The sequence below is a fragment of the Paraburkholderia caledonica genome (genome assembly GCF_000383275.1).
GTDB classification, from domain to species: Bacteria; Pseudomonadota; Gammaproteobacteria; order Burkholderiales; family Burkholderiaceae; genus Paraburkholderia; species Paraburkholderia caledonica.
Map to the genome: position 1 here is coordinate 733,375 of NZ_KB911034.1, position 14,060 is coordinate 747,434.

At 63.6% G+C, this 14,060-nt stretch carries 11 protein-coding genes; 10 read left to right on the forward strand and 1 reads right to left on the reverse strand.

Annotated elements, in window-relative coordinates; translation table 11 throughout:
• The 6 genes from H281_RS0103380 to H281_RS0103405 all read left to right on the forward strand — a co-directional run bounded on the left by H281_RS0103380 (window position 1) and on the right by H281_RS0103405 (window position 6,694).
• Window positions 1-1,080 carry an ABC transporter ATP-binding protein gene (locus tag H281_RS0103380; RefSeq protein WP_020065675.1) on the forward strand — a complete coding sequence of 360 codons (1,080 nt, stop codon included), beginning with the start codon at window positions 1-3 and terminating at the stop codon, window positions 1,078-1,080.
• Between the two features lie 10 nt (window positions 1,081-1,090).
• The gene (locus tag H281_RS0103385; RefSeq protein WP_020065676.1) at window positions 1,091-2,872 is read left to right on the forward strand and encodes an ABC transporter permease subunit; all 1,782 of its coding nucleotides are present in this window, start codon (window positions 1,091-1,093) and stop codon (window positions 2,870-2,872) included.
• A 26-nt stretch (window positions 2,873-2,898) separates the two neighbouring features.
• Complete coding sequence (locus tag H281_RS0103390; RefSeq protein ID WP_020065677.1) at window positions 2,899-4,440, forward strand: AMP-binding protein; 1,542 nt, start codon at window positions 2,899-2,901, stop codon at window positions 4,438-4,440.
• A 70-nt stretch (window positions 4,441-4,510) separates the two neighbouring features.
• Window positions 4,511-5,353, forward strand: a complete 843-nt coding sequence (locus tag H281_RS0103395; RefSeq protein WP_020065678.1) for an IclR family transcriptional regulator — start codon at window positions 4,511-4,513, stop codon at window positions 5,351-5,353.
• 118 nt (window positions 5,354-5,471) lie between these two features.
• The gene (locus tag H281_RS0103400) at window positions 5,472-5,738 is read left to right on the forward strand and encodes a hypothetical protein (protein WP_020065679.1); all 267 of its coding nucleotides are present in this window, start codon (window positions 5,472-5,474) and stop codon (window positions 5,736-5,738) included.
• 482 nt (window positions 5,739-6,220) lie between these two features.
• A complete protein-coding gene (locus H281_RS0103405; protein WP_020065680.1) occupies window positions 6,221-6,694 on the forward strand; it encodes a VOC family protein in 474 nt (157 codons plus the stop codon).
• A gap of 178 nt (window positions 6,695-6,872) precedes the next feature.
• Here the strand turns inward: H281_RS0103405 and H281_RS0103410 are convergent, their stop codons facing one another.
• A complete protein-coding gene (locus tag H281_RS0103410) occupies window positions 6,873-7,784 on the reverse strand; it encodes an AraC family transcriptional regulator (RefSeq protein ID WP_020065681.1) in 912 nt (303 codons plus the stop codon).
• Window positions 7,785-7,959: 175 nt separating this feature from the next.
• Between H281_RS0103410 and H281_RS0103415 the strand changes: the two genes are divergently transcribed.
• The 4 genes from H281_RS0103415 (at window position 7,960) to H281_RS0103435 (ending at window position 13,906) form a co-directional block, all read left to right on the forward strand.
• Window positions 7,960-8,793: an oxidoreductase gene (locus tag H281_RS0103415; RefSeq protein WP_020065682.1), complete on the forward strand. Its 834-nt coding sequence runs from the start codon at window positions 7,960-7,962 to the stop codon at window positions 8,791-8,793.
• Window positions 8,794-9,436: 643 nt separating this feature from the next.
• Window positions 9,437-9,784, forward strand: coding sequence for a nitrite reductase small subunit NirD (gene nirD, locus H281_RS0103425; protein WP_020065684.1), 348 nt, complete (start codon window positions 9,437-9,439; stop codon window positions 9,782-9,784).
• Window positions 9,781-11,052 carry an NAD(P)/FAD-dependent oxidoreductase gene (locus tag H281_RS34270; protein WP_020065685.1) on the forward strand — a complete coding sequence of 424 codons (1,272 nt, stop codon included), beginning with the start codon at window positions 9,781-9,783 and terminating at the stop codon, window positions 11,050-11,052. Before nirD ends, H281_RS34270 begins: the two co-directional genes overlap by 4 nt.
• A 13-nt stretch (window positions 11,053-11,065) precedes the next feature.
• On the forward strand, window positions 11,066-13,906 hold the full coding sequence (locus H281_RS0103435; protein ID WP_027804258.1) for a nitrate reductase: 2,841 nt from the start codon (window positions 11,066-11,068) through the stop codon (window positions 13,904-13,906).
• Window positions 13,907-14,060: the final 154 nt, after the last annotated feature.

Consider the following 14,060-nt stretch of genomic DNA (forward strand, 5'->3'; position numbering starts at 1 on the left):
ATGAGTTCGAAGCTCGAGGCGATCGGCATTGCAAAGCGCTACGGCGATGCGGTCGCGCTGGAACCGACGGACCTCGCCGTGCAGGCCGGCGAGTTCCTGACGCTGCTCGGTCCGTCGGGCTCGGGCAAGACCACGCTGTTGCAGATGATCTCGGGCCTCGTCGCGCCGAGCGCGGGCCGTATCGAGATCGACGGGCGCGACGTCACGCATGTCGAGCCCGGCAAGCGCGGCATCGGCATGGTGTTTCAGAGCTACGCGCTCTTTCCGCACATGAGCGTGTGGGACAACGTCGCGTACGGTTTGCGCATGCGACGCAAGTCGCGCGACGAAGTGCGCGGGGCCGTCGACGACGCACTCGCGATGGTTCGCATGACCGAATATGCCAAGCGCTTTCCCAAGGAATTGTCGGGCGGGCAACAGCAGAGGATCGCGCTCGCGCGCTGCTTTGCGTACCGGCCTTCGGTAATCCTGCTCGACGAGCCGCTCGGCGCGCTCGACAAGAAACTGCGCGAGCATATGCAGTCGGAGATTCGCCGCTTGCATAAGGAACTCGGCGCAACGTTCGTATATGTCACGCACGATCAGGACGAAGCCCTCACACTGTCCGACCGCATCTGCCTGATGAATCAGGCGCGCATCGAGCAGGTGGGCACGCCTGCCGATCTGTACGACCGTCCCGCGACGCGCTTCGCGGCCGGCTTCATCGGTCATTCGAACCTGCTCGAAGGCGCGCTCGACGATACGCGCGGCGCAAGCGGCGAGGCGATTCTGCTCGCGGCGGGCGGCCGCATTCCTCTGCCAATGAACGCAATGAACGCATCCGTTGCATCCGGCGCGGCCGGCACCCGTCACACGCTGCTGGTCCGCCCGGAGGCGCCGCGACTTGTCGAACCCGAACGCGGCTTTGTCGACGGCACGATTGCGGACATCGTGTTCTTCGGCAGCGATACACGTGTGCAACTCGCGATGAACGACGGCAGCGAACTCACCGTGCGCTGCGAGCGCAGCCTCTCGCCGCGCATCGGCGACAAGGTCGGCCTCGTGTGGGACCCGTATCGCACGACGCTTCTGCAGGCCTGAGAGGACCACGATGACCATCGCTCTTCACGCGCACCGCGAGAACGAAACCTCGCGCCGCGGCCGCTCCGTGTGGCTCGCGCGCTGCATGCGCTTTTTGCCGATCGTGCCGACGCTTGTGTTCCTGCTGGTGTTCTTCATCGTGCCGGTCGGCGAAATCCTGCAAGGCGGACTTGTCAGCGCCGAAGGGCAGGTCGGCTTCGCGCAGTTCGAGCGCATTGCACGCACGCCGGTCTACGCCAAGGTGTTGTGGATCACCTTCGCCATTTCGTTCATGACGGCGGCGCTATCCATTCTGCTCGGCTATCCGGTTGCCTACATGCTGAGCCGCCTGTCTGAGCGAGCACGCGAACGCTGGCTGCTGTGGATCATGCTGCCGTTCTGGACCAGTTATCTGGTGAAGACTTACGCATGGATGTTGCTGCTTTCGAAGACCGGTGTGCTGTCGACCATCGCGTTATCGCTCGGCCTCGTGCGCGAGACGAGCGGCACGATTCCATCGCTCACCGGCGTGCTGATCGGCATGGTGCATTCGATGCTGCCGCTCGCCGTGATGACCATGCTGCCGGTCATGCGCGGCATCGACGATCGGCTCACGCAAGCCGCCGAAACGCTCGGCGCCGAACGCAGCACGAGCTTTTTCACGGTGTTTCTGCCGCTGTCCTCGCCGGGCGTCGCGGCGGCAGGCCTGCTCGTGTTTATATCGAGCCTCGGCTTCTTCATCGTGCCGGCGCTGCTCGGCTCGCCGAAGGAAACGATGATCGCGCAACTCGTGATCTCGTCGGTGCTGGAGCTTTTCGACATGCGCTTTGCCGGCGCGTTGTCGACCGTGTTGCTGGTCTGCTCGATCGTGATCTTTTTCGTGTACGACCGCATGGTGGGTCTCACGTCGCTCACCGGCGAAGTGGCGGAGCGTCAGCGCGGCTCGCGTGCGCAAGGCATCAAACTCGCGCTTTTGATCGCGGCGGGGCGCGTGTTCGCGCCGTTCATGATGCGCCGCAAGACGCACGCCGAAGAGGGCGCGCGCGCGGTGAGTCCGCTCGGTTTCTATACGTGCGCGATCATGATCGTGCTCGTCGTGCCGGTGCTTTCCGTGATCCCCTATGCATTCACGAAGAGCGACTACATTTCTTTCCCGCCGAAGCTTTTCAGCGTGCGCTGGTTCGGCACGTTCATGGATTCGCCAGTGTGGCAAAGCGCGATCGTCCGCTCGTTCGAAGTGGGTCTCGGCACCGCGCTGCTGTCTCTGCTGCTCGGCTTCGGCGCCACACTCGCGATGACGCGCATGCCGCGCCGCGCGAGCAAGCCGATTTTCGCGCTGCTAGTCGCACCGCTCATCGTGCCGCGTATCGTGGTGGCAGTCGGCCTGCTCTATCTGTTCGGACGTTTCGGCCTCACCGGCACCAACCTTGGCCTCGTGATCGGCCATACAGTGCTCGCCATTCCGTATGTCGTCGTCACGCTCGCTGCCGGCTTCCAGCGCTTCGACTGGCGTCTTGACGACGCTGCGCGCGTGATGGGCGCGTCGCCATTGCGACGCATTACGTCGATCGTGTTGCCGCTTCTCATGGCAAGCGTGACGGCTGCGTTCCTGTTCGCATTCCTCGTTTCGTTCGACGACCTCACGATTGCGATCTTCGTTTCCGGCGGCATCAACTCGACGCTGCCCAAGCAGATGTGGGACGACATCCAGCTTGCGATTACGCCGACACTTGCAGCCGTGTCGACAACACTCGTCATTCTGATCGCGCTCGTCGTCGCGGTTTCCTCCTGGCTCAAGCGCAAGGCGCGCTGAGTCTTCGTATTTCGACCGGTTCACACATGCATCGTTATCCAGAATATTTCCCTCACCGGCACACCAACGACGAACTCGACTGCGTACCGCTGCTCGCGGCGGGATTGCGCCGCGACCCCGCGCGCACCATCGTGCACTTCGAGGATCGCGCGATTTCGTGCGAAGACGCCGCGCGCCACGTCGTGCAATTGCAGCGCTGGTTTGCCGCGCAAGGTCTGAAGCAGGGCGACCGCGTTGCCGTGATGCTCGGCAACAGTCCCGAGCATATTCATCTGATCTACGCGCTGCATCTAAGCGGTCTGGTGTGGGTGCCTGTTAACACGAAGCTGCGCGCGGCGGGCCTCGAATATCTGCTGCAGCATGCAGAGCCCAAGCTCTTCGTTGTCGACGATGAATTCGACGCGGTGACGGCGCAGCTCGATTGCGGCGCGGCGCGGCGCACGCATCTGCCGGGATTCGATGCGCGCGACACGAGCACGGAATTCGCGACACCGGCTATCGGCGTGCACGATCCGCTGTGCGTCATCTACACGTCCGGTACGACCGGCGCGCCGAAAGGTGTCGTCTTCACGCACCGGATGATGCGTATCGCGAGCGAGGCGGCACTTCGCGTGGCGGACGTGCGCGACAGCGACAGGCTCTTTCTGTGGGAGCCGTTGTGCCACATCGGCGGTGCTCAGATGCTGCTGCTGCCGTTTCTTGCCAACGTGACGCTGCACGCCGTGCCGCGCTTCTCCGCATCGCAGTTCTGGACGCAGATCGAGCGCGCGGGCGCAACGCAACTCCATTATCTCGGCGGCGTGCTCGATATCCTGATGCAGTTGCCCGAGAGGGAGCAACCCGCAAAGCACACGTTGCGCGTTGCGTGGGGCGCGGGCGTGAGCGCATCATCGTGGGAGCCGATTCAGACGCGGTTGAAGGTGTCGCTGCGCGAGTGCTACGGCATGACCGAATGTTCGAGCTTCGCTACGGCGAACGTGACGGGCAAGGCCGGTTCGATCGGCCGTGCGTTGCCCTGGATCGACATCGCATTGCTCGATGAAAATGGCCGTCCGGTGAAAGAGGGCGAGGCGGGAGAGATCGTGCTGACAAGCAAGGTAGAGGGCACGTTTTTGCCGGCGTATCTGAAGAATCCCGATGCAACCGAAGCCGCTTTGCGCAACGGCCGGCTTCATACCGGGGACCGCGCGCGGCGCGATGCGGACGGCGATCTGTTTTTTATCGGCCGGCAGACGGACAGCATGCGCGTGCGCGGCGAGAACGTGTCCGCCTGGGAAATCGAACGCATTTTTGCGGCGCATCCGGCGATCCGCGCTAGCGCGGCAATTGGTGTCGCGTCGGCGATCGGCGAGCAGGACATCCTGCTCGACGTGCAGTTCAAGGACGAACCGGTGGAGTGGCCAGCATTGCACGCGTGGGCGTGCGAGCGGCTCGCAAGTTTCCAGTTGCCGCGCTATTACCGCGCGGTGGCCGGCTTCGAGATGACGGCGAGCGAGCGCGTGAAGAAACACCTGCTGTCCCGCGACATTGGGAACGCGTGGGACCGGCTCGCCACCGCAAAGCAGTAGCTATCGTATATAGATAACGTTTTAGGGCTATGCGATAATTCTCCGTTCAAACCGGATACGAACTGACCTGATGAGCGACGAGCCCAAAGCCCCGCGCAAGCGCAAGACTTCTGCGGCAAAGCCGTCGGCCGAAGCCGTCGACCCGACCGCGTCTTCGCTTTACGTGCAGTCCGTGGAAAAGGCGATGAAGGTGCTCACCGCGTTCGACGGCAGCAAGCGTCAGTTGTCGCTCTCGGAAATCTCGTCGTTCACGGGTTTCGACATGAGCGCGACGCAGCGCTTCACTTACACGCTCGCTGCTCTCGGTTATCTCTTCAAAGACCCGGACAGTCGCAAGTACGAATTGTCGCCGCGGCTTCTCGACTTCACGTATCACTATCTCACGTCAAACGATCTCGTGAGCCGTGCGACGCCTTATCTGCAGCAGCTCGGCTCCGAGACGGAAGAGGCAACCAACCTCACCGTGCTGGACGATACGGACATCGTGTTCGTGCTGCGGATCGTGAGCCGCAACGTGTTCAACGCACATGTCATCACGGGCTCGCGGCTGCCCGCCTATTGCACTGCGCCCGGCCTCGCTATTCTGGCGACGCTCGCCGACGGCGAAATCGACGACATTCTGTCGCGCACGAATCTCGTGGCGTACACGGCGTCCACCGTCTATCAGCCGCGCAAGATCAGGGAGCGGATCGCGCAGATCCGCAAGCAGGGCTACGCGCATACCGAAGACGAATACTTCGTGAGCGATATTTCGACGGCGGCGGCGATCACGAACGCGCACGGGCGCGGCATCGGCGCGGTCAATATTGCGGTGGCCCGCTCGCGCTGGCAGGCGGATCGCGACGAGAAGCGCTTCGCCGATCTGGTCATTTCAACGGCCTCTGCAATTTCCACACGGCGGCGCGTCGAATAGCGGCGCTGTTCTTACTTCCCCCGGTTGTGCCGGGCTTTGCGCGCCGTAATTCGGTTCGCGGCACGCGCCATGCTGGATTCCTTGAAAACGGCAAGCGCCGTGAAATCGGGAGACAGTCATGAGTATGCTGAAAGTGGCAGGTGTCGCGTTGGTGCTGTGCGTGAGCAGCACGGTCTATGCGCAGCAAAGCGGTAACGCGCCGGCGAACAGTGGCACGCAGAGCGGCACGCAGGCGCAGCCTGGACAGGCCGGGCACACCGTCGACGAGCCCGCGGCAATGGGCGCGCCCGGCAACAAACCGGGAACGCTGATGGATAAGCGCGCAAACGCGCTGTCGCCGCAAGGAGCGTCCGGGACGGGCCGAACGGGTGAGGTGAAGCAGTAAAGGCTGCGAGAACGCTGGCGCGCCCGTCCATGACAAGGCGCGCTGCGATCGCGGTCAGCGTCGTCATGTAGCTGCGCACGCGGTCGCCGATGCTTCCGGTCCCGGAGGCCGTTGGCGCATGCAGAGTCGCGTGAGGAAGGGCGCTGCGTCAGCGCGGCACGAGGTGTCTGCTCTCGTTGGCCTCTTTCCGATTGCCACCCGCGCCGTGATTCGGGTAGTTCGCGGTGGCAGCGCCTTGGTGCCTGAGCGAGCGCGCGGGGACGTATCGGACGGATAGCGAAGCGCTTGATTGCCGCTTGATTGCCCGCTTGATTGCCTATAATCCGCTCCGGTGGAGCGGCGGAGTCGATGCGTTATCCGGGGGCGGCTCGCGAGCCGTATTTTTCTTCCCGGCGTGTCGATTTTGATGGTCTTCTTTCGTCGTCCCCATAGCGGCATGCGGCCCCGCCGCCCATCTGGCCGATACTGACAGGAGACGCTCAATGACGATTCAGAAGATCACCCCCTTTCTCTGGTATTCCACCGAAGCCGAGGAGGCTGCGGCCTTCTACACAAGCATCTTCCCGAACTCGCGCATAGTCCGCGTCACGCCGGTGCCGAGCGCCGGCTCGACGAAGGTCGTCGAGTTCGTTCTGTTCGGACAGCCGTTCATTGCCATGAGCTCCCCCGGCAACGAACCGTTCAACCATGCCGTTTCGCTCCTCGTGAATTGCGCCGATCAGGCGGAAGTCGACCGCTACTGGGACGCGCTTCTCGAAGGCGGCGGCTCGCCCGACGCATGCGGCTGGCTGAAAGACCGCTTCGGCGTGTCGTGGCAGATTGCGCCGGCCGATGTCATCGCCATGATGGCCGATCCGGATCCGGAAAAAGCGCGGCGCACCGCCGAGGCCATGATGAAGATGGTGAAGTTCGACGTCGCCGCGCTAAAGGCGGCGTACGCAGGCACTGCGGGCTAGCACGCGGCACCGAGTCGGGCGCGAGTCGGGGCGCGAACCGGGCGCGAACTGGGCGCGAAGCGAGCGGACCGAGCCGGGGCTCGCGACGTGCGGGCCTGTCCACGGTCCTGGCGGGCGCGTGTAGCCAGCGAACGCAATCCAAGTGGCGGCGCGTTGACCGATGGCGCGACCGTCGGCCTCAATGCGAAGAGACAAACTCCGAACCGGCGTGCGCGGGCGGTATGGCGAAACTCGCCCGCATGCGCCGCGCTTCCGCGGCAGGTGTGAGCCCGAAAAGCCGCTTGAACTCGCGATTGAACTGCGACGTGCTCGCATAACCGACCGCATTGCTTGCGGCCTCGGCCGTCATGTCCTGTCGCAACATCAGCAAGCGGGCCTGGTGCAGGCGCGTCGACTTCACGTACTGCATCGGCGATGTACGCGTGATCGCCTTGAAATGCGTATGAAACGTGGGAACGCTCATGCCGGCTTCGCTCGCGAGTTCCGCGAGGTCGAGCGCGCCGGCGTAGTCGGAATGAATGCGGCGCAGCGCTTTGCCAATCTTGCCGAACTGCCCGTTCATGCCCAGCGCGGCGCGCATCACGCTGCCCTGCGCACCTGTGAGAACCCGAAAGTACAGCTCGCGCAATAACCCTGGGCCAAGAACCGCTGCATCGAGCGGGCGGTTCATCGCTTCCAGGAAGCGCAGCACCGAGTCTCGCAGCGCCTCGTCCATTGGGCTCGACATCATGCTCTGCGGCGCTTGCGCATGGTTGGGCATTTCATGACGCTCGATCTGGGCCATCAGTTCGGCGGCCAGCTTGAAGTCGAGGTGCATGTAGATAGCGAGGAGCGGGTGCTCCGGCGTCGCGTCTGTCTCCATTGTGAAGGGCACTGGCACCGACACCGCGAGATAGTGCTGCTCGTCGTACACGTAAAGCTGATCGCCGAAATAGCCGCGCTTGCGTCCCTGGCAGACGATCACGATGCCGGGGTCGTACAGCACGGGCGTGGACGACAACGGCCGATCGGAGCGCAGGATGCGAACGCCCGGCAGCGCAGTCAGGTTGTAGCCCTCCTGGGGCGCCAGTGCGCGCAGTAGGGCCGCCATTTTCTGCTGCTCCTGACCAGCAGGTCGGCGAGCAGGTCGGCTGGCAGCGCGCGCCTCCAGGAGCGTTTTTTGGGTCATCATAAGAATAGGCAAGAAAAATCGACGATTCGGCCTCAAACCGGCGGGTTGAAGAGAATAGTATGCACTTTCTGTTCAACTTGAGAAAGGAGGCATCATGGCATCGATCAAGACTTTGCTGATCACCGGCGTGAGCAGCGGCTTCGGCCGCGCGCTCGCTCAGGAAGCGCTTGCGGCGGGTCATCGTGTGATTGGCACGGTGCGCAGCGAAGCGTCGAAAAGAGAGTTCGAGGCGCTTGCGCCTGACAGCGCATGGGGCCGCGTGCTGGACGTGACCGACTTCGACGCCATCGACGGCGTCGTGGCTGAAGTGGAGGCCAGTGTCGGCCCAGTGGATGTCCTCGTGAACAATGCCGGTTACGGCCACGAAGGCGTGCTGGAAGAGTCGCCGCTCGGCGAAATGCGGCGGCAGTTCGACGTGAACGTGTTCGGCGCGGTGGCAATGATCAAAGCAGTACTGCCGTACATGCGCAAACGCCGCCGTGGCCACATCCTCAACATCACGTCGATGGGCGGCTACATCACGATGCCGGGCATCGCCTATTACTGCGGCAGCAAATTTGCGCTCGAGGGCATTTCGGAAGCGCTCGGCAAGGAAGTGGAGCCGTTCGGCATCGCGGTGACTGCCGTGGCGCCGGGCTCGTTCCGCACCGACTGGGCGGGCCGCTCGATGGCGCGCACGCCGCGCTCCATCCCGGATTACGACGCCTTGTTCGATCCGGTGCGCAAGGCTCGCGAAGAGAAGAGCGGCAAGCAGACCGGCGACCCGATCAAGGCTGCACGCGCCATGCTGGCCGCGATCTCTGCCGAGCGGCCGCCCGCGCACCTGCTGCTGGGCAGCGATGCGCTCAGCCTCGTGCGCACGAAACTGTCGGCATTGTCCGATGAAATCGCCGCGTGGGAATCCGTCACGCTGTCTACCGACGCCTGAACGTAGTGCTGGATGAGGAGTGTGATCGCCTTGTGCCTAACAAAGAAGCAAGGCGGTCCTTTCTGATTGCGTTTCATGGCAGCACTGTCACAAGCACGGCGACACCTTGCAGACGCCGGCCGCTGTGCGCGTGGGCCATGCGCTTTAGCGGCGCTCATAGAGCACGCGCTTGCCGCCGCAAACAGGCAGAGCGTGCCAGTTAACCCACGCGTCCCGCATGCGGCTCATTGCACCGCGCCACGATGCGCTGCACGCAGACGGTGCTGCGTCGCACCATTGTTGCGCGTTCATGCCTTGCAATGCGTCCGCTCCGGTCGAGCGGTCCGGCGCGGCGACATGTGCGGTGGCTTAACCGGCGGGCGTTGCGCGCCGTGACTGTGTTGCTGTTCTCCGATGGCATGGGCTTTGCATTAAGAAGGCAGCGGATCAATGACGATCCGGCCCGCACGCAGCAAGAAGTCCCTTCGTAGATTACTGGTTCGGACAACGGCGTCCCACGAATACAGTCGCTCTGGCGATTGCATCCGCGGGACGTTTTTTATTTGCTGTCCGGATCGTGTCGCGAACCGCGTCGCGAGCGGATGAAACCGTATGAAACCGTATGAACCGCCGGACAACTACCTACATGAGTGAGGAACCCAGTATGAGCAACGAACAGACTTCGGCTTCCTGGATGCCCGTATGCGCGCTCGATGACATCGTTCCAAATACGGGCGTCTGCGCGCTCGTCAACGGCGAGCAGGTAGCGGTATTTCACGTCACGGACGGCGAGGGCGGCGTGTTCGCAATCGACAATTTCGATCCGGGCTCGCGTGCGGCGGTACTTTCGCGCGGGCTGATCGGCAGCCTCGGGGAGCGCATCGTGGTCGCCTCGCCGATCTACAAGCATCACTTCGACCTGCGCACCGGCGAGTGCCTCGAAGCACCCGAGAATTCGGTGAGTGCGTATCCCGTGCGTGTCGAGAGCGGCAAGGTGTGGGTCGCGGCATGAAAGCGGAGATCGATGCGCGCTTGCCGCGAGACATACCGTTGGCAACGCCCTCACGCTCGCGTCTCGTCGTGATCGGCAACGGCATGGCCGGCATGCGCACGGTCGAGGAACTGCTCAAGCTCGCGCCGGATCTCTACGACATCACCGTGTTCGGCGCGGAGCCATACGGCAACTACAACCGCATCATGCTTTCGCCGGTGCTGGCGGGCGAGAAGAGCGTCGACGACATCATTCTCAATTCGCGTAGCTGGTATGAAGAGAACGGGATTCGTCTGCATGCCGGCGATCCGGTGGTCGCAATCGACCGCATGCGCCGCACCGTGCGCTCCAGGAATGGCGTCGAAGCGGGCTATGACCGGCTGCTGATCGCAACGGGATCGAAGCCGTTTCTGATTCCTGTGCCCGGTCACAATCTGCCGGGTGTCATCGCGTTCCGGGATATTCAGGATGTCGAAACGATGCTCGACGCGGCACGCAGTCATCGTCACGCGGTCGTGATCGGCGGAGGTTTGCTTGGTCTCGAAGCCGCGAACGGGCTCATGCGCCAGGGCATGTCGGTCACGGTCGTGCACGTCACGGACAGCCTGATGGACCGCCAGCTCGACCGAAGCGCGTCGGCCTTGTTGCAGCAGGCGCTGGAGCGCAAGGGTTTGCGTTTCCTGCTGAAGGCGAATACTGCGGAAATCGTCGGACCGGATCGCGTCACCGCGGTGCGTTTTGACGACGGCACGGAGGTCCCCGCGGATCTCGTGGTGATGACGGCCGGTGTGCGGCCGAACATCGACCTCGCGAAACAGGCGGGGCTGCATTGCGACCGCGCGATTGTCGTTGACGACACGTTGCAGACCTACGATCCGCGCATCTATGCGGTCGGCGAATGTGTGCAGCATCGCACCGCGACGTTCGGCCTCGTCGCGCCGATCTGGGACCAGGCGCGCGTGTGCGGCGCACATCTCGCCGGCGCGGGTCATCGCCGTTATGTGCAACGTGCGACGGCGACGAAGCTGAAGGTCACCGGCGTCGAACTGTATTCGGCCGGCGATTTCATCGGCGGTCCGGACAGCGAAGACCTTGTGCTGCGCGATCCGCGCCGCGGCGTCTATAAGCGTCTGGTGATCGAGGATGACCGCGTGATCGGCGCGGTGCTATACGGCGACGTGAAAGAAGGCGCGTGGTATTTCGACCTGATCCAGAGCCGCACCGACATCTCTTCGCTGCGCAGCCATTTGCTGTTCGGCAAAACGCTCTGCGAAACGCAGGCCGCCTGACCTGGAAGACACCGTGAGTTTCCCCATCGCTATTTCGAGCGCGGCTGACGACAGCCGTAACACTGTCAGGACCACCTGCCCGTATTGCGGCGTCGGTTGCGGCGTGCGCGTCAGCGCGCGGCCGGACGGCGCACATGACATGGCAGGCGACGAACTGCATCCCGCGAACTTCGGCCGCCTGTGCGTGAAAGGCTCGGCGCTCGGCGAAACGATCGGACTCGACGGACGGTTGCTTCATCCGAAGATGCGCGAGCCCGGGAGCGGCGTCTTGCGCGACGTCTCGTGGGACGATGCACTCGATGCGGTGGCCGGCGGCTTTCGCAAGATCGTCGACGAGCACGGGCCGGATGCGGTCGCGCTTTACGTATCGGGGCAGTTGCTGACCGAGGACTACTACGTCGCGAACAAGCTGATGAAGGGCTATGTCGGCAGCGCGAACATCGACACCAATTCGCGGCTGTGCATGTCGTCATCGGTTGCGGGACACAAGCGGGCTTTCGGCGAGGACATCGTGCCGGTCTGCTACGAAGATCTCGAACTGGCCGATCTCGTCGTGCTGGTGGGTTCGAACACGGCGTGGTGTCATCCGATCCTGTTCCAGCGAATCGTCAGGATCAAGGAAACGCGGCCCGACATGAAGATCGTCGTGATCGATCCGCGCTACACCGCGACCTGCGAGATGGCCGATCTGCATCTGCCGCTGGGCGCGGGCACCGACGTGCGGCTCTTCAACGGCTTGCTTGGCTTTCTCGCGGAACACGGTGCGATAGATGCGAAGTTCGTCGATGCGCATACGAGTGGATTTGCCGAGGCGTTAGCCGCCGCTTCAGCCAGTGATGTAGGCGGTGATTCGAACGGCGCGGCAACCCGCTTCGACCTCGCCCAATGCGCGAAGGCCTGCAAACTCGATCCTCACGATCTGCTCGAGTTCTACCGCCTGTTCGCGCGGACCGAGCGCGTGGTGACCGTCTATTCGCAAGGCGTGAACCAGTCGAGCGCCGGCACTGACAAGGTTAATAGCATCATCAATTGCCATTTGCTGACGGGGCGCATCGGCAAGCCCGGAATGGGTCCGTTCTCGTTCACCGGACAGCCAAATGCAATGGGCGGGCGCGAGGTGGGCGGTCTCGCAAACACGCTCGCCGCGCACCTGGAACTCGACAACGCGAAGCATCGCGAAATCGTTCAGCAGTTCTGGGACGCACCTGCGATCGCATCGCGGCCTGGACTCAAAGCGGTCGAACTGTTCGAGGCGATCGAGCAAGGCCGGATCAAGGCGGTCTGGATCATGGGTACCAACCCCGTCGTGAGCCTGCCCGACAGCGACCAGGCGAAACGCGCGCTCGCGCGCTGCGATCTCGTGGTCTGCTCCGACATTGTGGAGCGCACGGACACCAATGCGTTTGCTCACGTACTTCTGCCCGCGCTCGGCTGGGGAGAGAAGGACGGCACCGTCACCAATTCTGAGCGCAGGATTTCGCGGCAGCGCGCATTTCTGCCCGCGCCGGCAGAAGCGCGCGCGGACTGGAAAATCATCTGCGACGTGGCGCGGCGCATGGGCTATGCAGGTTTCGAGTTCGCGAGCCAGCAGGAGATCTTCGACGAGCATGCGCGGCTGAGTGCATGGCGAAACGGGAGCAGCGCGGGGCGTGAAGGCGCAGGCGTGGAAGACGAAGGCGTTGAAGACGGCGGCGTGCATCGCGCGTTCAATCTCGCTGGGCTAGTGGGTCTCGGTAGCGACGGCTATGCCGGTTTACAACCCGTGCAGTGGCCTGTGCGCGCGGACAACCATCCTGCCGCGCCGGGCACTGTGCGCCTGTTCGACGATCGCCGCTTCAGCCACGCGGACGGCAAGGCGCGCTTCATTGCTACGCCGCCGCGCGCGCCGGCTAACGCGCCCGACGACGACTATCCGCTGACGCTGAACACGGGCCGCGTGCGCGACCAGTGGCACACCATGACCCGCACGGGCAAGTCGGAGAAACTCGCGGGTCATGTCACGGAGGCATTCGTCGACATGCATCCGCAGGACGCGCTGTTGTGCGGCGTGCGCGAAGGCGACCTTGCACGCGTATCGAGTCGCTGGGGTGCGATGGTCGCGCGCGTGCAATATGGCGGCGGCATGGCGAGCGGCAGTGTGTTCGTGCCGATTCACTGGAACGATCAGGTGGCTTCCGACGCGCGCGTGGGCGCCGTGGTCAATCCATCGGTCGATCCGTTATCCGGCGAGCCCGAGTTCAAACACACGCCGGTGCGGGTCGACAAGTTTCACGTCGCGTGGCACGGCTTCTCGCTGAGCCGCCGCGCTCCGGCGCTCACCGGCATCACGTACTGGACCCGCATTCACGGCACGCAGTTCGTGCGCTATGAACTCGCGGGCCGCAATCCGCTCTCGGAGCAGGGCGATCGCGGGGCCTGGGCGCGGGCGCTGTTGGGCGTCGACGATGCGCATGCCGACTGGCTCGAATACGAGGATCGCACCGCCGGTGTTTATCGCGCGGTTCATGTGGTTGACGATCGCATCGAGAACTGTGTTTTCCTGTCGGCGCGTCCCGACTTGCCGGCGCGCGAATGGCTCGCGAGCCTGTTTGCGAAGGACAAGCTCGACGAAGCCGACCGGATTGCCGTGCTAGCGGGCCAACCCATAGGCAAGGGCGCCGATACCGGGCCGACGGTCTGCTCGTGCTTCGGCGTGGGGCGCAATACGATCTGTACGGCGATTCGCGAGCAGGGCTTGAAGACCGCCGCGCAGATCACCGCGTGCCTGAAGGCCGGCGGCAACTGCGGGTCGTGTGTGCCGGAGTTGAAGAAGCTGCTGGTCGATACGGAACTGGCGCGCTTGAGTGCGGCTTGAATCGCCGTTGCGCGTTAGGCGTGACGCGAGACTGCCCACACTGCGTCACGGTGAGCTTGCCGCGAGTGCGATGCCTGATGAGGACTCTGTGCTGTGATGCTGAAAAAACTTCAAGCGATGCTTCGTGCAATCGAGCTGAACGGTGTATTCAACG